The 21,892-nt window shown below is 68.8% G+C and carries 17 protein-coding genes; 8 read left to right on the top strand and 9 right to left on the bottom strand.

What is annotated here, in order from left to right:
* The 4 genes from HUA78_RS02590 to HUA78_RS02605 all read left to right on the top strand — a co-directional run bounded on the left by HUA78_RS02590 (position 1) and on the right by HUA78_RS02605 (position 8,364).
* Entirely contained in the window at positions 1-2,235 is a 2,235-nt protein-coding gene (locus HUA78_RS02590) for a glycosyltransferase family 4 protein (RefSeq protein ID WP_174475590.1), read from the top strand.
* Complete coding sequence (locus tag HUA78_RS02595; RefSeq protein WP_141645579.1) at positions 2,232-3,080, top strand: hypothetical protein; 849 nt, start codon at positions 2,232-2,234, stop codon at positions 3,078-3,080. Before HUA78_RS02590 ends, HUA78_RS02595 begins: the two co-directional genes overlap by 4 nt.
* A gap of 268 nt (positions 3,081-3,348) precedes the next feature.
* Positions 3,349-4,179, top strand: coding sequence for a glycosyltransferase (locus HUA78_RS02600; RefSeq protein WP_174475591.1), 831 nt, complete (start codon positions 3,349-3,351; stop codon positions 4,177-4,179).
* A gap of 405 nt (positions 4,180-4,584) precedes the next feature.
* Complete coding sequence (locus tag HUA78_RS02605; RefSeq protein WP_174475592.1) at positions 4,585-8,364, top strand: FAD-dependent oxidoreductase; 3,780 nt, start codon at positions 4,585-4,587, stop codon at positions 8,362-8,364.
* Between the two features lie 21 nt (positions 8,365-8,385).
* Here the strand turns inward: HUA78_RS02605 and HUA78_RS02610 are convergent, their stop codons facing one another.
* Entirely contained in the window at positions 8,386-9,057 is a 672-nt protein-coding gene (locus tag HUA78_RS02610) for a hypothetical protein (protein ID WP_174453335.1), read from the bottom strand.
* A 194-nt stretch (positions 9,058-9,251) separates the two neighbouring features.
* On the opposite strand from HUA78_RS02610, the gene HUA78_RS02615 reads away from it, so the two are divergent.
* Entirely contained in the window at positions 9,252-9,749 is a 498-nt protein-coding gene (locus HUA78_RS02615) for a histidine phosphatase family protein (RefSeq protein ID WP_174453334.1), read from the top strand.
* 13 nt (positions 9,750-9,762) lie between these two features.
* The gene (cyaY, locus tag HUA78_RS02620) at positions 9,763-10,095 is read left to right on the top strand and encodes an iron donor protein CyaY (RefSeq protein WP_141645584.1); all 333 of its coding nucleotides are present in this window, start codon (positions 9,763-9,765) and stop codon (positions 10,093-10,095) included.
* Here cyaY and HUA78_RS02625 read toward each other — a convergent pair.
* The 6 genes from HUA78_RS02625 to secA all read right to left on the bottom strand — a co-directional run bounded on the left by HUA78_RS02625 (position 10,083) and on the right by secA (position 17,681).
* Positions 10,083-11,081 carry a diguanylate cyclase gene (locus tag HUA78_RS02625; protein ID WP_141645585.1) on the bottom strand — a complete coding sequence of 333 codons (999 nt, stop codon included), beginning with the start codon at positions 11,079-11,081 and terminating at the stop codon, positions 10,083-10,085. The two genes, cyaY and HUA78_RS02625, sit on opposite strands and share 13 nt — an antisense overlap.
* Entirely contained in the window at positions 11,081-11,638 is a 558-nt protein-coding gene (gene frr, locus HUA78_RS02630; RefSeq protein WP_141645586.1) for a ribosome recycling factor, read from the bottom strand. Before frr ends, HUA78_RS02625 begins: the two co-directional genes overlap by 1 nt.
* A gap of 43 nt (positions 11,639-11,681) precedes the next feature.
* Complete coding sequence (gene pyrH, locus HUA78_RS02635) at positions 11,682-12,434, bottom strand: UMP kinase (RefSeq protein ID WP_141645587.1); 753 nt, start codon at positions 12,432-12,434, stop codon at positions 11,682-11,684.
* Between the two features lie 212 nt (positions 12,435-12,646).
* A complete protein-coding gene (gene tsf / locus HUA78_RS02640; RefSeq protein WP_141645588.1) occupies positions 12,647-13,297 on the bottom strand; it encodes a translation elongation factor Ts in 651 nt (216 codons plus the stop codon).
* Positions 13,298-13,455: 158 nt separating this feature from the next.
* A complete protein-coding gene (rpsB, locus tag HUA78_RS02645) occupies positions 13,456-14,445 on the bottom strand; it encodes a 30S ribosomal protein S2 (protein ID WP_141645589.1) in 990 nt (329 codons plus the stop codon).
* A gap of 392 nt (positions 14,446-14,837) precedes the next feature.
* Positions 14,838-17,681, bottom strand: a complete 2,844-nt coding sequence (gene secA / locus HUA78_RS02650; protein WP_174453330.1) for a preprotein translocase subunit SecA — start codon at positions 17,679-17,681, stop codon at positions 14,838-14,840.
* A gap of 355 nt (positions 17,682-18,036) precedes the next feature.
* Here secA and rlmM point away from each other — a divergent pair, with 355 nt between their 5' ends.
* Both rlmM and HUA78_RS02660 read left to right on the top strand, forming a co-directional pair.
* Positions 18,037-19,059: a 23S rRNA (cytidine(2498)-2'-O)-methyltransferase RlmM gene (rlmM, locus tag HUA78_RS02655; protein WP_174475593.1), complete on the top strand. Its 1,023-nt coding sequence runs from the start codon at positions 18,037-18,039 to the stop codon at positions 19,057-19,059.
* 49 nt (positions 19,060-19,108) lie between these two features.
* A complete protein-coding gene (locus tag HUA78_RS02660; protein WP_174453328.1) occupies positions 19,109-19,819 on the top strand; it encodes a diguanylate cyclase in 711 nt (236 codons plus the stop codon).
* A 117-nt stretch (positions 19,820-19,936) separates the two neighbouring features.
* Here the strand turns inward: HUA78_RS02660 and HUA78_RS02665 are convergent, their stop codons facing one another.
* Together HUA78_RS02665 and HUA78_RS02670 are read right to left on the bottom strand one after the other, a co-directional pair.
* Entirely contained in the window at positions 19,937-20,854 is a 918-nt protein-coding gene (locus tag HUA78_RS02665) for a M23 family metallopeptidase (protein WP_141641070.1), read from the bottom strand.
* A 215-nt stretch (positions 20,855-21,069) separates the two neighbouring features.
* Positions 21,070-21,867 (bottom strand): Stp1/IreP family PP2C-type Ser/Thr phosphatase, encoded by a 798-nt coding sequence (locus HUA78_RS02670; RefSeq protein WP_141641069.1) that lies wholly within the window; start codon positions 21,865-21,867, stop codon positions 21,070-21,072.
* Positions 21,868-21,892: the final 25 nt, after the last annotated feature.

Consider the following 21,892-nt stretch of genomic DNA (forward strand, 5'->3'; position numbering starts at 1 on the left):
ATGGCGATTCACCAGCTGATAGCGAGCTTCGTGCCCGGCGACGCCACCGGGCAGGCCGCGTTGCACCTGCAGCTCCTCCTGCGCCGGCTGGGTGTGTGGGGCGGCCTGTACGCGGATGAAGTCGGCGCGGGGTTGGAGGGCCTGGCCAGTCCCGCCTCGACGTTGAAGCCGGAGCCGGGCGACCTGGTGCTCTATCACCACGGCATCGCCTCTCCGCTGAGCAGCCGGCTCATGCACCTGCCGTGTCGGCGCGGCCTCGTGTTCCACAACATCAGCCCCGCGCGCTTCTACTCGGGACTGTCGCTGGAGAACGCGCTGGTGGCCGGCCGCGCCCAGCTCGCGGCGATGGCGCCCTTCGTCGACGTGGCCATCGGCGTGTCGGACTACAACTCCGCCGAGCTGCGCGTCGCGGGCTACCGCAACGTCCACACGGTGCCGCTGCTCATCGAACCGGAGCGCTTCGGTCCCGAGCGCGCGGACGCGAAGCTGCTGAGCAAGCTGTCGGGCCCCGGTCCCGTGTTGCTCGGCGTCAGCCGGGTGATGCCGCACAAGCGCTTCGAGGACCTCATCGCCCTGCACCGAGAGGTGCTGCGACTGCGCCCCCAGGCGCGCTTGTTGATGGTGGGCGGGTACGAGCCGGGCAGTCGCTACTTCCGCTCGCTGAAGCGCGAGGCGCGGGGCTTGAGCGGCGTGAGCTTCCTGGGCCGGCTGAGCCACGCGGAGCTGGTGGCCGCGTACCGCTCCGCATCCGTGTTCGTTTCGATGAGCGAGCACGAGGGCTTCGGCGTCCCGCTCATCGAGGCCATGGCGTCGGACGTGCCCGTGCTGGCGTACGCCGCCGCGGCGGTGCCGGAGACGCTGGGCGGCGCGGGCATCGCGTTCGACCAGAAGCGCTTCGCGTTCCTCGCGGAGCTGGCGGTGGACCTGAGCGAGGACCTGTCGCTTCGCGAACCCGTCATCGCCGGTCAGCGACGCAGGCTGGAGCACTTCTCCGCCGCGTCCGTGCAGAGGGCGCTGTCGGATGCGCTGGGTTCGTCCCTGCCCGCGCCGCGTCCCCGTCGTGCGCCTCCGAAGCGGCCTCGGGTGGCGGTAGTCGTGCAGCGCTATGGCGAGGTGACGGGAGGCGCGGAGATGCTGGCCGCGCAGGTGGCCGAGCGCCTCACTCCGCACTGGGACCTGACGGTGCTGACCACGTGCGCGAAGAACCACCTCTCCTGGGAGAACGACTTCCCGGCGGGGCCGGACACGGTGCGCGGCGTGGACGTGCTGCGCTTCCCCGTGACGCGGGTGCGCAACATCCGAGGCTTCAACGGGCTGTCGCGAAAGCTCTTCGACAAGAGCAACGAGCGGCTGCGCGAAGAGCAGTGGATTGCCGAGCAGGGCCCGCTGGCTCCGGGGCTTCTGCGCCATCTGGCCGACACGCGAAACGCGTACGACGGCTACCTGTTCTTTACGTACCTCTACGCGCCGACGGTGTGGGGCATGCCCCTGGTGGCGGACCGCGCGCTGCTGGTTCCGACCACGCATGACGAAGCGCCCATCCGGTTCGATGCGTACCGTGACGTCTTCGAGCTCCCTCGCGCGCTGCTCTGCCTGACGCCGGAGGAGCTGACCATCATCGAGAAGTACTTCCCGGGCCATGCGAGGACTCGCGTGGTGGGCGTGGGCGTGGAGCGGCCGGCCGCCGATGGGGCTCGCTTCCGCGAGAAGCACGGCGTGCACCGCGACTACCTGCTCTACGTGGGCCGGCAAGAGCCGGGCAAGGGTGTGCCCGAGCTGCTCCAGTTCCACCAGGCCTTGAAGCAGCGGTACGCGGACGCGCCGGACCTGGTGCTCGCGGGTGACGCGCACATGCCGCTGGAGGGCGATGGCGTGCGCTACCTGGGACGCATCCCCGAGCAGGACAAGCACGACGCACTGGCCGGTGCCCTGGCGGTGGTGGTGCCCTCTCGCTACGAGAGCCTGTCGCTGCTCACGCTGGAGTCCTTCGCGCAGGGCACGCCGGTGTTGGTGAACGGGCGCTCGGACGTGCTGGTGGGACAGGTACAACGCAGTGGCGCGGGCCGCGCGTATACGGACCTGGATTCGTTCATCCAGGGACTGCGCGAAGTGGGCGAGGCGCGAAGCGCGCTGGGCGCTAGCGGTCTGGCGTACGTGAAGAAACAAGGGTGGCCGCAGGTGGTGGCCGCCTATCGGGACGAGCTGCAACGCATCCTCGAGGAGAAGCATCGATGAAGCTGCTGGGACGCGACATTCCGGCGCGGGAGCTGCTGACCCGCATCGAAGAGCGCCTGCGAACGCGAGGCCTGCCCACTTCCGAAGCGGTGGAGGTGCCCGCCGAAGGCGTGGAGCCCCGAGTGGAGCCACTGACCTTCAACCTGCACGCACTGGAAGAGAACGCCGACGCCACGCGCGCGTTGCCGCTGCAGACGCACCGGGGTGGCGTGGGTCAGCTCGTGGTGGTGGCCAAGTGGGCCTTCCGCAAGTCGTGCCAGGTGTTCATCAACGAGGCCCTGGGTCGACAGCGCGTCTTCAACGGACATGTGCGCGATTCGTACGCCCAGCTCTCCGCCGAGGTCGTCCGCCTGCGCCGCGAGGTGGAGCAACTGCGCGCCCGTCAGGCCAGTGATTCGTCGAGCGCGATTCAGGCACGAGCCGCCGAGCCCTCGCTGGAAGCACGGCGCTCCCCTTCTCCGCAGGCGACGAAGGAACTGGCGCGCACGGAACAGCCCCCGACCGCGCGGCATGCACCCCGGCCGCGCGCCGAGAGTTCAACCGGCCCTGCTCGCCCCCAGGCGGAGCAGTCGCGACCGACGCCCCCCGCGACGAAGGCGAGCCCCGCTGCGCGGAGCCACGGTGCGCGAGGAGCAGCTCACGGCGAAGCGTCTCCGTCGACATCGACAGGAGCCGCGGCCGTGCTCCCCAAGCCCCGGTCTCCCAAGAACGAGACGGAGCCTCGGCAGGTGCAGTCGCCCCCCACTCCGGCTGGCGTCCCGGCGAAGAAGAAGCCCTCGTCCCCGCCCGAGAAGCCACCTCGTGGACCCAACACCTCCAAGCCGCGACGTCCGAAGCGGCGGTAGCGAGGGCGCCGACCCCTGCCGAGAACCCGGCGCGACGGACGCCTCTGGCCGTCGCTCCGCCCGGCAGGTCGACGACACGGTTGGGCACCTGCATCCCCACGTCCGAACTTTCGAAAACGCAGGAGGCAGGCACGCCCCCTCGCCGCTCGTGCCGTCAGGCCACCCAGCCCCGGGGAACCGCACCTGACGAGCACCCCACGCGCCGAGGCATCGAGGGCCTCGCGCGCTCGCATTGACGCCCCTCCCCCACCGTGCTCAAACCCGGCGCGTGGAAGCGCCCTCCATCAGCGTCGTCATCCCCGCCTACAACGAGGGGCAGCGACTGCCTCGCTTCGTGGAGTCGCTCACCCGCGTCGCCCTGCTCCAGCCGACGCCCCGGGTGGAGTTCATCGTCGCGGATGATGGCAGCGCGCCCGAGCACGCCTCGCTTCAGCAAGCCAGCATCGAGGCGGCCCAGGCCCGACTGTCGGCCGCGAGTTCGCCCCACCGGTTCACGTATGTCGCCGCGCCCCGCAATGGCGGCAAGGGCTCCGCCATCCGCCTCGGCTGGCGCCACGCTTCTCCTGGAGCCACCTGGCTCGCCTTCCTGGACGCGGACGGGGCCATCAACGCCGAGGAGCTCTTCCGACTGGTGCGGCTGACCGACACTCCCGACGCCGAGGGCGTGGACGTGCTGGCGGGCTCCCGCATCCTCATGGCTGGCCGCCGCGTGGTGCGCAATCTCCACCGCCACCTCCAGGGCCGCATCTTCGCCACCCTGACGGACCTGCACTTCGGCCTGCGCTTCTACGACACGCAATGCGGCGTGAAGCTCATGAGAGCCTCGGTGCTGCGCCCGCTGTTGGACGTGCTGCGCGAGGAGCGCTGGCTGCTCGACGTGGAGCTCCTGGCCCTGCTCCAGCGACAGGGGGCCCGCTGTCTCGAGGTCCCCATCGACTGGGAGGACTTCGGTGGCTCCAAGGTCATCCCCGGCCTGGACGCGGCCCGCATGTTCTGGGGGCTGTTCAAGCTCCGCCGCCGCCTGGAGCACGTCGCCCTGCCCGCCCCCGGGCAAGGAAGGGCGCTACCCACCTCGCTGCCGGGTATCGATACCCGGTGACAGCGGCAGCGCCGTGGACCGGCGCGCCACCCACGGGGCTCCCGCGACACGGCGAAGGGCCCCCTTCCTCGCCAGGAGAGTGGCCGACAGGGCGTCAGGGGCCGCCTCCGGGTGCTGCTCCAGAGGAAATCCAGCCGGGTCGGCACACAGCCGCCCCCCTGTGCGGGCACCTCAACACATGGCGCGGTGTGCCGTCGCACCCCGGGACGGAGCTCCTGCCCCCGGGGCCCGGGCCGACAGGGAGGCCGGCGTCGGGCTCCCGCGTTACAACTCCAGCAGAGCCACTCCCTCCCATCGCCTGCTTTCACGCGGCGTCGCGAGGCCGCTTGCTTTCCGGGCGGCTCACCGCGAAATAGGCCCCGCACGCGAGCCGTTGCTCCGGGTTCCTCCTACACCTTCAGTGATATGCGCGCCCTGACCGACCTGCCCTCCGACCCTGGCCCCGCCCTTCAACTGGGTCTGCCGGGCTTCACCTTCGAAGACCTCTACCGCCCGCGCGGACTGCGCCGGCTGGCCAAGAGCTTCGACGCGCAGCTCGCCGAGGACGAGCCCGAGCTCTTCAAGGCCTTCGACGCCTACCGCCAGTCCGGCGGTACCAGCCTCACCGGCCCCGCCGAGTCGGACCTGTTGGTGCGGGTGGCCCGGCACACGTCGCGCTTCGTCTCCCGGCTCTTCCGAGTCGACCAGGAGCTGGAGCGGCAGATGGGCCAGTTGAAGGGAGAGCTGCCCCTCTTCGACTTCAAGCGCGAGTTCATCACCCGCCGCGTCTTCAAGAAGGGCGCGCCGGACCGTCCGGCGCTGGCCGAGTTCCCGTCGCTGGATGGGCGCATGCGGCTGCTGCTCCAGCTCGGCTTCCCGGAGGCGCTCTCCCTGGGCGACTTCGAGCGCGGCCTCGCCGAGTCCGTCCTCACGCTCATGGAACTGGAGCGGCTGTTCTCCGGCAACCTGCCCGCGGAGGAGCAGGCGAAGGCGGAGGCCCTGCGCGCCCGCTGGTCGGCGCTGCGCACCTCGCTGACGGCCACACCGGAGGGCCGAGAGGCCTTCGGCTCCAGCCTCGTCACCCAGGGCGATGATGCCGCGGAGCTGCAGTCCGTCCGCGCGCTGCTGTCGCTGGCGGACCGCTGGACGTACGCGCGCGCGCTGCACCCGGAGACCAAGGAGCAGTTCCACACCTGGCCCACCCACCGCGTGCCCAAGCCGCTGGTGTTCGACCAGCTCGTGCAGCTCCAGCGCCCGGACGCCGCTCTTCCCGAGGCCACCGAAGGACTCCCGCACCACCTTCGCCACCGCGACGGCTTCAAGCTCACCGACCGCCGCGGCACCGCGCGCGACGTGATGAACGAGGTGGACTACTGCGTGCTCTGCCACGAGCGCCAGAAGGACTCCTGCTCCACGGGCTTCCCCGCGAAGGACAAGGTGGCCGAGGGCCACAGCTACAAGAAGAACCCGCTGGGCATCCCCCTCACGGGCTGTCCGCTCGACGAGCGCATCTCCGAGGCGCACCTGCTCAAGCGCGAGGGCAACTCGCTCGCGGCGCTGGCGGTCATCACGCTCGACAACCCGATGTGCCCCGGCACCGGCCACCGCATCTGCAATGACTGCATGAAGGCGTGCATCTTCCAGAAGCAGGAGCCGGTGAACATCCCGCTGGCGGAGACGGCCGCGCTGACGGACGTGCTGGACCTGCCCTGGGGCTTTGAAATCTACGGGCTGCTCACGCGCTGGAACCCGCTCAACATCCGCCGTCCGTACGCGCTGCCCTACGTGGGTCGCAACGTGCTGGTGGTGGGCCTGGGGCCCGCCGGCTACACGCTGTCGCACTACCTGCTCAACGAGGGCTTCGGCGTCACGGGCATGGACGGCCTGAAGATCGAGCCGTTCTCCGACGAGCTGGCCGGCCGCAATGGCCACGCCCTCAAGCCCATCCGCGACTGGCGTTCGCTCACGCGCGAATTGGATGAGCGCGTGCTGGAGGGCTTCGGCGGCGTGTCCGAGTACGGAATCACCGTGCGTTGGGACAAGAACTTCCTCACGCTCATCCACCTGACGCTGGCGCGGCGGGACGGCTTCCGCATCCACGGTGGCGTGCGCTTCGGTGGCACGCTCACCATCGAGGACGCGTGGGAGCTGGGCTTCGACCACATCGCCATCGCCGCGGGCGCCGGACGTCCCACCATCATCGGGATGAAGAACAACCTCATCCGGGGCATCCGCAAGGCGAGCGACTTCCTCATGGCGCTCCAGCTCACGGGCGCCTTCAAGAAGGACTCGCTGGCGAACCTCCAGGTGCAGCTGCCCGCCATCGTCATCGGCGGCGGCCTCACCGGCGTCGACACCGCCACGGAGCTGATGGCGTACTACCCGGTGCAGGTGGAGAAGGCGCTCGCCCGCCACGAGAAGCTCTCCGCGGAGCTGGGCGACGAGGCCATCCTCGCGAAGCTGGACGCCGAGGAGCGCGCCACCTACCAGACCTTCCTGGAGCACGGCCGCGCGGTGCGCGCCGAGCGCGAGCAGGCGAAGGCGGAGGGCCGCACGCCGGACTTCATCAAGCTGGTGCGAGCGTGGGGCGGCGTCAGCCTGGCCTACCGCCGCGGCCTCACCGAGTCCCCCGCCTACCGCCTCAACCACGAGGAAGTGTCCAAGGCGCTGGAGGAGGGCATCCGCTTCATCGAGCGCATGAGCCCGGTGGAGGCGCTGCAGGACGAGACGGGCGCGGTGCGAGCGCTGCGATTCGAGCGCATGGTGACGGTGGACGGCAAGCTCAAGGGCAGCGGCCAGTTTTTCGAGCTGCCCGCGCGCACCGTGTGCGTGGCCGCCGGCACCTCGCCCAACGTCACGTACGAGCGCGAGTACCCGGGCACCTTCAAGCTCGACGAGGGCGGCGACTACTTCCAGGGCTACTCCCTGGTGGACGGTGAGCAGGGCTTCACGCTGGAGCCCGTGGAGGCCAGCGAGGACCTGGACTCCAAGGTGGGCTTCTTCACGTCATATGCGAAGGACGGGCGCTTCATCTCCTTCTACGGAGACAACCACCCGACGTACGCGGGCAACGTGGTGAAGGCCATGGCCAGCGCGAAGGATGGCTACTCGGAAGTGGCGCGCCTGTACGCGAAGGAAGTGGCGTCGCTCGACTTCGACGACGAGGTCGCCCAGGCCCGTCGCGAGGAACTGCGCGCCGCGCACTTCGCGAAGCTGGACGCCGCGTTCAACGCCACCGTGGTGTCCGTCACCCGCCTGACGCCGACGATTGTGGAGGTGGTGGTGAAGGCGCCCTTCGCGGCCAGCCACTTCCAGCCCGGCCAGTTCTACCGGCTCCAGAACTTCGAGCGGAACGCGCCCGTCGTCGACGGCATGCGCCTCACCATGGAGGGCCTGGCCCTCACCGGCGCGTGGGTGGACAAGGAGAAGGGACTGATGGGCACCATCGTCCTGGAGATGGGCTCCTCGTCGCGCCTGTGCTCCGCGCTCACCCCGGGCGAGTCCGTGGTGCTGATGGGCCCCACCGGCGCGCCCACCGAGATTGCCCACAACGAGACGGTGGTGCTCGTGGGCGGTGGCCTGGGCAACGCGGTGCTCTTCTCCATCGCCCGCTCGCTCAAGGCGGCGGGTTGCCGCGTCGTCTACTTCGCCGCCTACCGCCTCAAGTCGGACTCCTTCAAGCACGACGAAATCGAGGCCGGCACGGACCAGATTGTGTGGTCCGTGGACAGCGGCGACTTGATTGAGCCGCGCCGCCCGCAGGACGCCGCCTTCCGGGGCAACGTGGTGCAGGCGATGGTGGCGTACGCCGAGGGCAAGCTCGCCACGCCCGGCCTCATCCCGCTGTCGGAAGTGGACCGCATCATCGCCATCGGCTCGGACCGGATGATGCGCGCGGTGGCCGAGGCCCGGCACAAGGTGCTCCAGCCGTACCTGAAGCCGGACCACGAGGCCATCGGCTCCATCAACTCGCCGATGCAGTGCATGATGAAGGAGATCTGCGCCCAGTGCCTCCAGCGGCACGTGGACCCGCGCACCGGCAAGGAGACGTGGGTGTTCTCCTGCTACAACCAGGACCAGCGGCTGGACCAGGTGGACTTCGTCAACCTGAACCAGCGCCTGCGCGGCAACACGGTGATGGAGAAGGTCGCCGACCTCTACCTGGCGCAGCTGCTCAAGAAGGCACCGCACCTCAAGCGCGTCTGAGGTGCACGCCTTCCCGGGTCTTCATCGGCGCGTGCCGGTGAAGACCCGCAGCATCTCCTGGTAGTTCTTCATCAGCTCGTCCTCGCGCGTGAGGACCACGTCCACGTTGGCGTCGCCGTACTCACGCCGCACATCCGTCAGCTTCTGGAACGACTCCACCTGGTGGCGCATGGAGGCCACCTGCGCCGCCAGCTCCTGACGCTGCTCGGGCGGCAGCTTCTCCTGGAGTTCCTCCAGCTTCCGAAGCTCCTCCTCGTACTGGAGCGTGCGCCCGAGCTGCCGTTGACTGATGACGGCCGTGACGACTTCGGCCAGGCCGTTGACGTCGCTCACGCTCAGCCCCGCCTGCGTGCGCGCCTCCGACTCCGCCTTGGCCTTCGCCTCCACCACCTTGAGGCCCGCGCGGACTTCCGCCATCGCCTCCGGAGTGCCCGCATCCACCAGCGCGCCCAACCCCTGGAGTCCCTTCACCTGGGAGCCGTACACCTCCAGCATCCGCCGCTGGTAGGCCACGTAGGCGGTCAGCTTCTCGGGCGTCACCACATAGGGCCCCGCGCCGGTCGCCTCCTCGGCCACCAGGCCGGCGACACCACCACCATCCGCCACCCCGGGTGCATCGCTACCCGTGGCCCCATCCTTCTTACAGCCCGAGAAGGCCAACAGCCCCGCCAGGACCCACAGCGCCTTGCGCATCCAGACTCCTTCCAGAGAGACACGGCACGTCAGTCCCCGCGTGTATGCTGCGCGGACGCGTGCGGAGGAGGGCGGCCAACTCCTGTCTGTCATGCCGAGGTTGTTGCGGCCACTGAACAATCGCCGCATTACCTTTGACCAACCCGGCTGCGGTCATGTACGAACCGCGGTCCTGTCGTACCGGTGGAGGGACTTTGAGGATTTTCCTGGTTAGGCACGGCGATGCGGACGCTGAGATCCCCGAGGGTCTCGGTGACGAGGCGCGCGCGCTCACAGCGAAGGCACGGGCGAACACCGCCGCGCACTTCGCATCGTTGTCCGAGCGCATGGGCCCCATCGGCCTCATCCTGACCAGCCCGCTGGTTCGCACGGTCCAGACGTCGCAGATTCTGTCCTTCGTGACGAAACACGAAGGGCTGCTGCGGGCGCATCGCTGCCTGTTGCCGGACATGCCGGTGGGCGCGGTGGAGCCGGTGCTGGCCGAGCACGCGGATGAGAACCTCGTCCTGGTCGGCCACCAGCCGTCCATGGGCGCCCTGGCGGCGCACCTGACGGGGATGCAGTCCTTCCCCAAGTCCGTTCACCCGGGCACCGTCATCGCCCTGGAGCGCGTCGAGAGCGAGACGTCGCCGCACTTCAAGTTCCTGTTCTACGCGGCCCCTGGCCAGCAGGTGCTTGACGTCATTCAGTGAGGCCCGTGCGGCCATGATGGAAGAAGCCCGCTACAACCAGCTCGTGGCCATGGTCTTCAAGCGGATGCTTGCCGCCGCGGACGCCATTGATCCAGACCTCCTGGAGGCGGAGAGCACGGGTGACATGCTCACCCTCACCGCCCGCTCCCGGGAGAAGTGCATCGTCAACACCCAGCGCGCCGTGAAGCAGATCTGGGTGGCGGGGCGAGGCCAGGGCATCCACTTCAACTACGACGAAGCCAGCGGCACCTGGCAGGACGACAAGGCGCGCGGCCTGGAGTTGTTCCGCTTCGTCGCCGACGTCGTGCACGACATCAGCGACGTGGACTTCATCTACCCGTCCTGAGTGCGGCTGGCGGCATCGCTGGCCACTTCCACCCAGTCACCACCCGCCGCCTGCGCGCGTCGCAGCGCGTCTCCCGCGTCCTTCAGCAGACCGCCGAAGCTGACCTGCTGGCCGGTGGCGCCCGGCGGCGCGCTCTTGTTGCCGGCGGGAGGCTCCGACACCGCCACGCCCACGGATGCGGTGCCCGCGGGCAGGGATTGCACGGCCTTCAGCTTCTCTCGCAGGCGCTCGGCCACCACCCGCGCGCCCGAGCGGGGCGTGTGCGGAAGGAAGACGACGAAGCGGCTGTCCGCGAAGGGCACGGCCACGTCGATGTCGCGCACGCCCTCCACCAGCAGGCCCAGCGTCTCCGCCAGCGCGCCCCGCCTCGCCGTGGGTGACAGCGCCGCGGACCGCTCCGTGAAGCGGTCCACCTCCACCATCAGCAGGGCGATGGGATAGCGGTAGCGACGGCTGCGCTTCACCTCCATCAGCATCAGCCGCTTGAGGAACTCGAAGTCCGCCGACGTGCCGCCCGTGGATGCAGACGGCTCTGGACGGGTGACGCGCCGGGCCTCGGGCTCCACCGGCGCGAGCGATGGCGGTGGCGGCACGGGCGCGGAGGCCACCCCGGAGGCGCGCCGGGCTTCCTCGAGTTGCAGCAGCAGCGAGACGCACGTCAGGACGGTGGCGCGCTTGAGAGGGCCCACCAGGCTGCCGTCCGCACCGGCCTGGGCGGCGCGCTCGTCGGCCCGCTCTTCATCCGGCGGGTACACCAGCAGCATCGGAACCTGGAGCCCCTGCGCACGCAGGCTCCGGCACATCGCCTCTCCTTCCAGCGACCCCAGCCCAGCGGCAAGAACAACCGCGGGTGGCCGCTCTCGCACGACTCGCAGAGCCTCGTCGGAGCTGGTCACCCACGTCACTTCGTGGCCGGCTCCCTCGAGGAACCGGCGCAGCACACCCGCCACCAGGGCGGCGGGTTCGGCCAGGAGCACGAAGGCCATCAGACCTCCATGACCTCCTTCTCCTTCTTCTTGATGATCTCATCCACCTGGGCCACGCCGCCGTCGGTCTCCTTCTGGACCTTCTCGGAGATGCGCTTGTGGTCGTCCTCGGTGATCTTCTTGTCCTTCAACTGCACCTTGAGCGCCTCGTTGGCGTCACGGCGGATGTTGCGGATGGCGACCTTGTGGTCCTCACCCTTCGTCTTCACCTGCTTGGCGATGTCCTTGCGGCGCTCCTCGGTGAGCGGCGGGAAGGGCAGGCGAATCATCTCCCCGTCATTCATCGGGTTGATGCCGAGGTTGGCCTCGCGAAGAGCCTTCTCGATTTCCTTCAGGACAGTCTTCTCCCACGGCTTGATGATGATGAGCCGGGGCTCCGGGGCGCTGACGCTGGCCACGCCGGACAGCGGGGTGGGCGTGCCGTAGTAGTCCACCCGGATGTTGTCGAGGATGGCGGTGCTGGCGCGCCCGGTGCGCACCTTGGTCAGCTCCCGCTTGAGGTCCTCGAGGGACTTGTCGATACGGCCCTTCAATTCGACGACGATGTCACCGCTCATATGCGAGCTCTCCTTGAACACGAGTCGGGATGAATGCGAGCGGTCAGGCCCAGACCGTCTCGCTGCCGCCCACGACGGTACCAATCTCTCCGCCTCCCAGCACCGCGCGCTGGATGTTTCCCGGCACGGTGAGGTCGAAGACGATGATGGGCAGCTTGTTGTCCATGCACAGCGAGATGGCCGTGGAGTCCATCACGTTGAGGTTCTGCTTCAACACGTCCATGTACGTCAGCGAGCGGTAGCGGCGCGCCGTCGGGTCCTTCTTCGGATCCGCGTTGTAGATGCCGTCCACCTTCGTCGCCTTGAGGATGACCTGGGCGTTGATTTCCATGGCGCGCAGCGACGCGGCCGTGTCCGTCGTGAAGTACGGATTGCCCGTGCCCGCCGCGAAAATCACCACCCGCCCCTTCTCCAGGTGGCGCACCGCGCGCCGGCGGATGTAGGGCTCGGCGATCTGCTCCATCTTGATGGCCGACAGCACGCGCGTGTGCATGCCCTTCTTCTCCAGCGCGTCCTGCATGGCCATGGAGTTGATGCACGTGGCCAGCATCCCCATGTAGTCGGCGCTGGCCCGGTCCATCCCCTCCGTCGCGCCCGCCACCCCGCGGAAGATGTTGCCTCCGCCAATGACGAGGGCCACCTCCACGCCGGCCGCCGCCAGCTTGATGACCTCATCCGCGATGCCACTGAGGGTGGGTGGGTGGATGCCGTACTTCCCTTCTCCCATCAGGGCCTCACCCGAGAGCTTGAGGAGGATGCGCTTGAAGCGGAGCGGTTGGGTCGTGTCGGAGGACATGCGCGTCCGCTTCTATCCCCCGTCTGGCGCCATATCAACGCCCGAGTCGGACACCCCTGCTCACACCGTCAGATGCCAATCGCCTGGAGGGGCTGGAAAGGCCCGCAAAGGCGAGGGCCGCGTCCCCCGCCCCCCATCAGGGGTACGGAGCGCGCGGCCCTCAGGGCCCTGCTCGAACCATTTCACGGCCCCTGAAAGGGCCGCGAGGGGGCTCAGCCCTGCAGCGTCTTGGCGACTTCGGCGGCGAGGTCGTCCTTCTTCTTCTCGATGCCCTCACCCACCTCGAAGCGGACGAAGCGGCGCACGGAGACCTTCTCGCCAATCTTCGCGGCGCGCTCGGTGATCATGTCACCGACCTTCTTCTTGTCGTCCTTCACCCAGAGCTGGTCCACGAGGCAGACCTGCTCGTAGTACTTCTCCATCTTCCCGACGAGGATCTTGTCCAGCATCGCCTCGGGCTTGCCCTGCTGCTTGAGCAGGTCGCGCTGAATCTCGCGCTCCTTCTCCATGTTGTCCGTGGGGACTTCCTCGCGACGGACGAACTTGGGGCCGGTCGCGGCGATCTGCATCGCCACTTCCTTCACCAGGTCCTGGAAGTCAGGGTTGCGGGCGACGAAGTCCGTCTCGCAGTTGACCTCCACCAGCACGCCAATGCGGCCGCCGTGGACGTACGTGCCGACGAGGCCCTCGGCCGCGACGCGACCTTCCTTGCCCGCCGCCTTGGAGATGCCCTTCTTGCGCAGCCACTCCTCGGCCTTCGCGAAGTCGCCGCCCGTCTCCGTGAGCGCCTTCTTGCAGTCCATCATGGGCGCGCTGGTCCGCTCGCGCAGGTCCTTCACCATCTGGGCCGTGATTTCGGCCATGTTCGTCTCCTGTCTCCACCGTCACGAGGGCGCCAGGCGCCGGGCGGAGCATCCGGTTTCAAGGGATACGGCTACAGCGAAAAACAAGGACGGCCGGGTCGCAGGCATTCTGATGCGCCACCCGGCCGCCACGAACACTGGAGTACAGCGAGAGGCGACTACTCCTTCGCCGCCTCGCCACCCTCGGCCGCCGCGGGCTGCTCGGCCGCGGGCTGCTCGGCCACGGCCGGCGCGCCCTTCATCTCCACGAGAGGACCCCGGCGCTCGCCGCCACGGTCACCACCACCGCGGTGGTCGCCACCCCGGCGATCCCGGTTGTCACGGCGCGGGCCACGGCGGTCGTCGCGGTCACGGCGGTCATCACGGCCCTCGCGCTCCTCCTGCTCGTCGCGCTCCGCCGCGCCAGAGGCGCGGTAACGGGCGGCGCCCTCGATGCAGGCCTCGGCGATCTTCGACGTGAAGAGCTTGATGGAGCGGATGGCGTCGTCGTTGCCGGGAATCACGAAGTCGATGCCGTCGGGATCGCAGTTCGTGTCGACCAGGCCAATCACGGGGATGCCCAGGCGGGTCGACTCGTGGATGGCGATGTGCTCCTTCTTCGGGTCGATGATGAAGACGCAGCGGGGCAGCTTCGACATCTCCTTCACGCCGCCCAGGTTCTTCTCGAGCTTCTCGCGCTCGCGCTCCAGCGAGGCGACTTCCTTCTTGGGCAGGCGCTCGAACGTCCCATCCTCGGCCATCTTCTCCAGCGTCTTCAGCCGGTCGATGCCCTGCTTGATGGTCTTGAAGTTGGTCAGCGTGCCACCCAGCCAGCGGCTGGTGACGAAGTACTGACCGGCGCGCGCGGCCTCCTCGCGGATGACGTCCTGCGCCTGCTTCTTGGTGCCGACGAAGAGCACCGTGCCGCCACGGGCCGTCACGTCCGCCACGAAGCGGAACGCCGAGCGGGCCATGGAGACCGTCTTCTGCAGGTCGATGATGTAGATGCCGTTGCGGGCACCGAAGATGTAGGGCTTCATCTTCGGGTTCCAGCGCTTCGTCTGGTGGCCGAAGTGGACGCCGGCCTCCAGGAGCTGCCGCATCGTGATGCCGCCGGCGGCGGCCATGGCCTGCTGCTGCGTCTGCGTTTCCTGCGTGTCGATCGACATGGTGTTTCTCCGGTTATTCCGCCACACCCGGGTGTTGCTCCGGCCGTGACTGCCGGGAGCGAGGGCCCTCCTTTCGGAGAAGTCCTCCACTCACGGGAGCACCGGCGACCGGCACGGGCGTGTGTGAAGTGGGTACGACTCGGGGTCAACACCCCCGGCCCCAGACTACGAGGCGGGGGGTCCTTAACAGAACCCTTCCCGGCGGCGCAAGCTTCGCTTCACCGCCCGTGGCGGGAAGAAGGCTCGTGCTCGCCTCCCTGCCCTCCTGGCCCCCTTTCCAGGGCCCCGGGGACGGGCCGAGCGCCAGAAAGAGGACCGGCGCGGCCCGCCGTCCGACAACCCCGGACGGCGCCGCGCCGGCGCCCTACTTCTGACATCCCGCGACGAGGCGCCTAGACGCTGGCTTCCGCCGCGCCGTGGCACTTCTTGTACTTGCGACCGCTGCCGCAGGGGCAGGGGTCATTGCGGCCCACGCGGGGGCCTTGCTGGGCGGCCGGCGTACGGGCCGCCGCGGCCACGGAGGCCTCGTCCAGCTTGCCCTCCGCCGTGCCACGGCCTTCCACCGCCTTGCGCTGCTGCTGGGCCAGCTGGCGCTGGATGCGGACGGCCTCTTCCTCCGCGCTGGTGGCGGAACGGGGCTGCACGCGCATGAGCTGCGAGACGAACTGCGCCTTGATGGCGGACAGGGTCTGGATGAAGCCCTGGTAGCCCTCGCGCTTGTACTCCTGCTTCGGGTCCTTCTGGCCGTAGCCACGCAGGCCGATGCCCTGGCGCAGGTGGTCCATGCCCAGCAGGTGCTCCTTCCAGAGCCGGTCGATGGTCGCCAGGTAGTTGTACTGGAGGAAGCGCAGGAAGTTCTCGCCGAACTCCTCGTCGCGCGTGCGGAAGACCTTCTCCGCCGCCTTGTAGATGTGGTCCTGGAGTTCGTCGCGGTTGCCCACGCCCTCGAAGCCCATCTCCAGGTCGAACGTCTCCTTCACGTTCTTCGACAAGGCGTCCAGGTCCCACCCGTCCGAGCCCTTGGTGGGCGCGTACGTGTCCACGGTGGAGACGATGACGTCCTCCAGCGCGTCCAGGACCATCTCCTTGAAGTCCGCCCAGCTCACCATCCGCTCGGAGCGGCTCTTCACGCGCGTCTTCGGGTCCTCGGTGAACTCCACCAGGGGGACGCCCGCGCCCGCGGCCAGCACCTGACGACGCAGCTTGTAGATGGTGCGCCGCTGCTGGTTCATCACGTCGTCGTACTCGAGCAGGTTCTTGCGGATGTCGAAGTTGTGTCCCTCGACACGCTTCTGGGCCCCTTCAATCGCGCGGGACAGCCAGATGTGCTCGATGACCTCGCCCTCCTCCATGCCCAGCCGCTCCATGAGTCCCTGGATGCGCTCCGAGCCGAAGATGCGCATCAGGTCATCCTCGAGCGAGAGGAAGAACCGGCTGGCGCCCGGGTCACCCTGGCGACCGGCGCGGCCGCGCAGCTGGTTGTCCACGCGGCGCGACTCGTGGCGCTCGGTGCCGATGATGAACAGGCCGCCGGCCGCCATCACCTCCTCGCGCTCCTGCTTCGTCTCCGTCTCCAGCCGGGCCTGGGCGGCGACGAGCCGCTGCTCCCAGTCCGCCAGCTCCTGCTGGTAGGCGACCATCGGGTCCACCTGCGGCGCGGCGCCATCCACCGGGGGCGGCAGCGGCGCGGGGGCCTCCGGCGGGGGGCCCACGGAGGCCTTGGCGAGCACCTCCGCGTTGCCACCCAGGAGGATGTCCGTTCCACGGCCGGCCATGTTGGTGGAGATGGTGACGGCGCCCTTGCGGCCCGCCTGCGCGACGATGTCCGCCTCGCGCTGGTGCTGCTTGGCGTTGAGGACGTTGTGGGGGACGCCACGCTTCTTCAGGAAGTTGGCGACCACCTCGCTCTTGGCGATGGACACCGTGCCCACCAGCACCGGCTGACCGTTCTTGTGCAGCTCTTCAATCTGCGCGGCCACCGCCTCGAACTTCTCGCGCTCCGTCTTGTAGACCACGTCCTGCTGGTCCTTGCGGACGTTGGTGCGGTTGGTCGGGATGACGCGGACGTCCAGGTTGTAGATCTTCGCGAACTCCTCCGCCTCCGTGTCCGCGGTGCCCGTCATGCCGGACAGCTTGGTGTACATGCGGAAGTAGTTCTGGAACGAGATGGTCGCCAGCGTCTGGTTCTCGTTCTCGATCTTCACGCCCTCCTTGGCCTCAATCGCCTGGTGGAGGCCATCGGACCAGCGGCGGCCCGGCATCTGGCGGCCGGTGAACTCGTCGACGATGACGACCTCGCCGTCCTTCACCACGTAGTCCTTGTCGCGCTTGTAGAGCGTGTGCGCGCGCAGGCCCTGCTCCACGTGGTGGAGCGTCTCGATTTCGCCCGGGTCGTAGAGGTTGGACACGCTCAGCCGCTTCTGCAGCTTCTCGATGCCGTCATCCGTCAGGGACACCGAGCGGTGCTTCTCGTCCAGGGTGAAGTCCTGGTCCGGGACGAGGCCGGGGATGACCTGGTCCACCCGGTAGTACTTGTCCGTGCTGTCCTCGGTGGGACCGGAGATGATGAGCGGGGTGCGGGCCTCGTCGATGAGGATGGAGTCCACCTCGTCCACAATCGCGTAGTTCAACTCGCGCTGGACGTAGTCCTGCAGGCGGAACTTCATGTTGTCGCGCAGGTAGTCGAAGCCGAACTCGTTGTTCTGCCCGTAGGTGATGTCCGAGCGGTAGGCTTCCTGGCGCTGCTTGTCCGACAGCTCGTGGAGCACGCAGCCCGTCGTCATGCCCATGAACTTGTAGACGCGCCCCATCCACTCCGCGTCGCGGCGGGCGAGGTAGTCGTTCACCGTCACCACGTGCACCCCGCGCCCGGACAGGGCGTTGAGGTAGCAGGGCAAGGTGGCCGTCAGCGTCTTGCCTTCACCGGTGCGCATCTCCGCGATGCACCCCTCGTGCAGGAACATGCCGCCGATGAGCTGGACGTCATAGTGACGCTGGCCGATTTCGCGGCGCGCGCCTTCACGGATGAGCGCGAAGGCCTCGAAGAGCATGCTGTCGAGCGGCCTCCCGTTCTGAATCTCCTGCTTCAGCCGAGCCGTCTCGGCAGGAAAGTCCTCGTCCTTGAGGGCCCGCATCCGGCTCTCCAGCTCGTTGATGCGGATGACCTTCTCGCGGGCCTTCTTGAGCTCGCGCTCATTCTTGGTCCCGATGAGCTTCTTCAGCGTCCATTCGATCATTCGTTGACTCTCTCGCGGCCGGAGAATCCTCGAAGGACGGCGGCGAGTGAAGGGAAATCCCTGGAGATGTAAGGGAGGCTTGGTGGGAAACCACGCGCGCCTCTTGAAACTTCCTCTCGGCCGGTTGCCCAGCGCGCATCGGTTCAGAGTAAAGCGGAACGGAGCCCACGCAATGTCCCCTCCGCGAAATCCCCGCCGCCGGCCTGCCCGGGGCGCCCCCTCGAAGTCCCCTCGTCGCCCCGGCCGCCCGGCGCCGCCCGCCCACCGCAAGCCCGCCCCCACCCAGGGTGGGTCGGCCCCTGCACGCACCGCGCCGCCCCCTCCCCCCGCCCCCCCGAGGGCGCGCGTTCCCCCCATGCCCGCACAGACGCAGCCGCCCCAGGTGGGACGCTGGCTGTGGACCTGCCGGGCCGGGTTCGAGCCCCACCTCTTCGAGGAGCTGGCCTGGGCGGGCATGGCCCCTCGCCTGCTTGGAGAGGCCCTGGTGGAGAGCGACTCGCAGCCGGGCCTCGCTCCCGCCTTCGCCCGCGCCGCCTGGCGGGTGGTCGCCTCGCTGCCTCCGGGAACGCCCGACGTCCAGGCGGACGCGGCGGCCCGGGCCATCGTCTCCCTGCCGGGGACGGCCCCCTGGGTCCTCCAGTCCTTCACGCCCGACAGCCCTCGGGGCAACACGCTGGCGGCCGTGGCGGAGGCGCTGGAGGCGGCGGTGCGCACGCGGCTGCCCTCGGAGCGGCTGCTCGACGACGCGGCGCGGGCGCGGGAGTCCGGCGCCCGGCTGGTGACGCTGTGCGTGGCACCCGACGGCGTGACGGCCGTGGGCGCGGTCTCCGCGCGCGAAGCCCTGTCCCTGGCCCCCGGAGGGCGACGACGCATGCGCCGGGAGGTCGAATCCCCCTCGCGCGCCGCCATGAAGTTGGAGGAAGCGCTGGATGGCCTGGCCTTCGAGCCGGGGCGCGGCGACGTCTGCGTGGACCTGGGCGCGGCGCCCGGGGGTTGGACGCAGCGACTGGTGGCCCGGGGCGCGAAGGTGGTGGCGGTGGACCCGGCGAACCTGATGCCCGAGTTGGCCTCGAATGGCCGGGTGAAGCACATCCAGGAGAGCGCCTTCTCCTATGCCCCCGAGGAGCCCGCAGACTGGCTCTTCTGCGACATGGCGTGGCGTCCGCTGGAGGTGGCCCAGCTGCTCGCCAAGTGGGGGCGCCGGGGCTGGGCAAGCCACCTGGTGGCCAACATCAAGCTGCCCATGAAGGACAAGAACCCGGTCCTCCTGCGCGTGCGCCACACGCTCGTCGAGGAGGGCGGCTGGGAGGGCCTCACCGTCCGGCAGCTCTACCATGACCGGGATGAGGTGACGGTGACGGCCCACCGGCTGCGCTGACGGGAAGCCCCTGCGCGGGGCCTCGCGACGCGCTAGAGAAGCCAGTCAGATGCCCTATCCGCTCGACGACGCCACCGCCACCGCCCTCATCGCCCTCCACCCCTGGGTGCTGACCCGCAGCCCCCAGGCGCCCGTGCAGGCCGCCGTCGAGGTGCTCCTCCAGGCCGAGCAGGCCCGTCGCGGCCACCCGGACCCGAAGACGGGCGCGCTCCAGGTCCCCGCCCTCACCCAGGGGAGTCTCCTGAAGGAGGAGTACGACCTGTCCACGCATGCGCACCATGACGGCTGGCGCGTGGGCGCCGTCATCGCGGACGTGAAGGAGATGATTTCCCTCAACGCCCGCTTCGGCTTCGCCATTGGCGACGCGATTCTGCGCGCCACCGTGGAGTCGCTCGCCGCGCAGTACCCGGGCGCCAAGGTGATTCGCCTGCACCCGGACGCCTTCGCCGCGCTGCTGGTGCCCACCTCTCAGCTCACCGTGAGCGCGGACCTGGCTGGCCCCACCCACGAGCGCCTTTCACGCGACGTGCGCCGGGTACTCCCCGAGGGCACTCCCGACACGGACGCCCCGAGCTGGACGGTGAGCCTGCTGGAGGTGACGGTGGACTCGCCCTCGCACTGGCAGGTGCTGGGCCCGCTGCTCTGGGCCGAACTGGAGCGCGCCCACGTCATGCAGCGCAGCGGACGCGCCGATGGACTCCAGCAGCGACGGCTCCGGCTGGACGCATCCATCCCAGGGCCCGCCACGCTCTCTCGTTGAGGAAGGCCAGGGGGGCTTTGCGTCCCAGGGGCGAGCCAGAAGGCCCGACGTCCCTGGGTCCCGCGCCTGCGACCACCCTCCCGAGCCAGGCCCGGGAGGCACCGCGCACTCCGAGGACTACTCCTCGAGGATGAACTTGCGCGGGTTCTGGGGGATGCCGTTGACGCGGACCTCGTAGTGCAGATGCGGTCCGGTGGAGCGGCCCGTGTTGCCGACCGCGGCGATGAGCGAGCCGCGCTTCACGCGGTCTCCCGCCTTCACCAGCATCTTCGCCAGGTGGCCGTAGCGCGTCTTGATGCCGTAGCCGTGGTCCACGACGATGACGTTTCCGTAGCCGCCCTCCAGGCCCGCGAACACCACCGTGCCGTCCGACGGCGAGAAGACTTCCTTGCCATGGGGCGCGGCGATGTCGAGACCCGCGTGCATGACGCGGTCGGCGGTGTACGGGTCCACTCGCTGGCCAAAGTCGCTCGTCACCCAGCCGCGCGCGGGCCAGACGGACGGCGTGGAGGCGAGCAGCGACTTCTGGTCCTGGAAGTACGCCTGCAGCTCCTGGAGGCTCTGCTCCTGACGGGTGGCCTCCGCGCTCAGCTTGTCCAACCGGCCCATCAGCAGCTTGGGCGTCTCGGTGGTGGTCAGCTGGGTGAACTGGGTGTCCGTCGTCGGAACCTGGGTGCCCGCTTCCGGCTCCGTGGGGCCCATGGCCAGGTTGCGCTGCGGGTCCGACAGCAGCGTCATCGCCCGGAGCTTCTGGTCGAACCGCTCCACCCGGTCCAACGTGGAGCCGATGTGCTCGATTCGCTCCCGCACCGACTTGAGCTGCGAGCGCAGCGTCAGGTTCTCCTCGCGGAGGATGCGGTTCTCGGAGGCGTCCGCCGCCACCTGAAAGTAGTGGATGCTCGCACCCGCGCTCAGTCCCACCACCAGCATCAACCCCATCCCCACCTGCATCAGGAACGAGCGTTGGATGGTGTACCGCTTCACCGGCGCGTCATGGTCCGGGATCACCATCAACGTGAAGGACTTTTTCGCCACGGGACAGCTCCCTGCTTGCGTGGGACATCCGGCGCCAGAAGCTAAGTCGCTCCGTGTCGCCCAACACCTCCCCCCACCGCCACACCCCGCCTGCTTCGTCTCCCGGCGACGTCTGCCAGGGTTGGAAACGTTTGGGCAGCTACCATTCAGTTTCCAAGAGTGTCAAGGTCAACAGTGACCTGACGAGGTGTTTGTCGGCCACGGGGCCGGGTGCCTCAGGGGGCGACCCGCACCACGATGACGGTGATGTTGTCGTCGCCACCACGCTCGTTGGCGAAGTCGACGAGGCGCTTGGGCACGTCCTCGAAGCTCTGCGCCTGGGCCACGACCTCGTGGATTTCGCGGTCCTCAAGCATGTTGGCCAGGCCGTCCGAACACAGCAGGAACACGTCGCCGGGCTCGGAGACGAGCCCCATCACGTCCACCTGGACTTCCTCTTCGAAGCCCACGGAGCGGGTGATGATGTTCTTGTAGCGGGAGTGCTTGGCCTCCTCCGGCGTGATCATCCCCGCCTTGATCTGCTCGTTGACCAGCGAGTGGTCCTCGGAGATCTGCTGGATGAGGTCGCCCCGGATGAGGTACGCGCGGCTGTCACCCACGTGGGCGAAGAAGGCGTGCTCATCGCGCACCACGAGGGAAATCACCGTGGTGCCCATGCCGGACAGCCGTGGGTCTTCCTGCGCCGCCGTGTAGATGGCGAGACACGCCTTCTCCACGGCCGTGCGCAGGGCCTCCGGTATCGGTGAGTCCTGGAGGTTGGGCACGGACAGGAACGGATTGTCCTTTCCCTCCCGAGCCCGCCGGAGCTCCTTGTCGATGGTCTCGACGGCGATGCGCGACGCGGTACCGCCGCCGGCATGGCCGCCCATTCCATCCGCCACGACGTAGAGCTGCAGCTCATCGTCGATGAGGAAACTGTCCTCGTTGTGGTTGCGCTTCCGCCCGACGTCCGTCAGGCCAGCGGAAACGACTTTGAGGCGGGAGGCCGCGGTCAGCCCTGCGGTGTTGGACACACCAATGATGCTATGTGAGACCCAC

This window comes from Myxococcus sp. CA033 (assembly GCF_013336625.1).
GTDB lineage: Bacteria > Myxococcota > Myxococcia > Myxococcales > Myxococcaceae > Myxococcus > Myxococcus llanfairpwllgwyngyllgogerychwyrndrobwllllantysiliogogogochensis.

Excerpts from the sequence above, each read along its gene's own strand:
- HUA78_RS02590 (WP_174475590.1), top strand. The coding sequence starts at position 1 with ATGGCGATTCACCAGCTGATAGCGAGCTTCGTGCCCGGCGACGCCACC.
- HUA78_RS02595 (WP_141645579.1), top strand. The coding sequence starts at position 2,232 with ATGAAGCTGCTGGGACGCGACATTCCGGCGCGGGAGCTGCTGACCCGC.
- HUA78_RS02605 (WP_174475592.1), top strand. The coding sequence starts at position 4,585 with ATGCGCGCCCTGACCGACCTGCCCTCCGACCCTGGCCCCGCCCTTCAA.
- HUA78_RS02610 (WP_174453335.1), bottom strand. The coding sequence starts at position 9,057 with ATGCGCAAGGCGCTGTGGGTCCTGGCGGGGCTGTTGGCCTTCTCGGGC.
- cyaY (WP_141645584.1), top strand. The coding sequence starts at position 9,763 with ATGATGGAAGAAGCCCGCTACAACCAGCTCGTGGCCATGGTCTTCAAG.
- HUA78_RS02625 (WP_141645585.1), bottom strand. The coding sequence starts at position 11,081 with ATGGCCTTCGTGCTCCTGGCCGAACCCGCCGCCCTGGTGGCGGGTGTG.
- frr (WP_141645586.1), bottom strand. The coding sequence starts at position 11,638 with ATGAGCGGTGACATCGTCGTCGAATTGAAGGGCCGTATCGACAAGTCC.
- pyrH (WP_141645587.1), bottom strand. The coding sequence starts at position 12,434 with ATGTCCTCCGACACGACCCAACCGCTCCGCTTCAAGCGCATCCTCCTC.
- tsf (WP_141645588.1), bottom strand. The coding sequence starts at position 13,297 with ATGGCCGAAATCACGGCCCAGATGGTGAAGGACCTGCGCGAGCGGACC.
- rpsB (WP_141645589.1), bottom strand. The coding sequence starts at position 14,445 with ATGTCGATCGACACGCAGGAAACGCAGACGCAGCAGCAGGCCATGGCC.
- secA (WP_174453330.1), bottom strand. The coding sequence starts at position 17,681 with ATGATCGAATGGACGCTGAAGAAGCTCATCGGGACCAAGAATGAGCGC.
- rlmM (WP_174475593.1), top strand. The coding sequence starts at position 18,037 with ATGCCCGCACAGACGCAGCCGCCCCAGGTGGGACGCTGGCTGTGGACC.
- HUA78_RS02660 (WP_174453328.1), top strand. The coding sequence starts at position 19,109 with ATGCCCTATCCGCTCGACGACGCCACCGCCACCGCCCTCATCGCCCTC.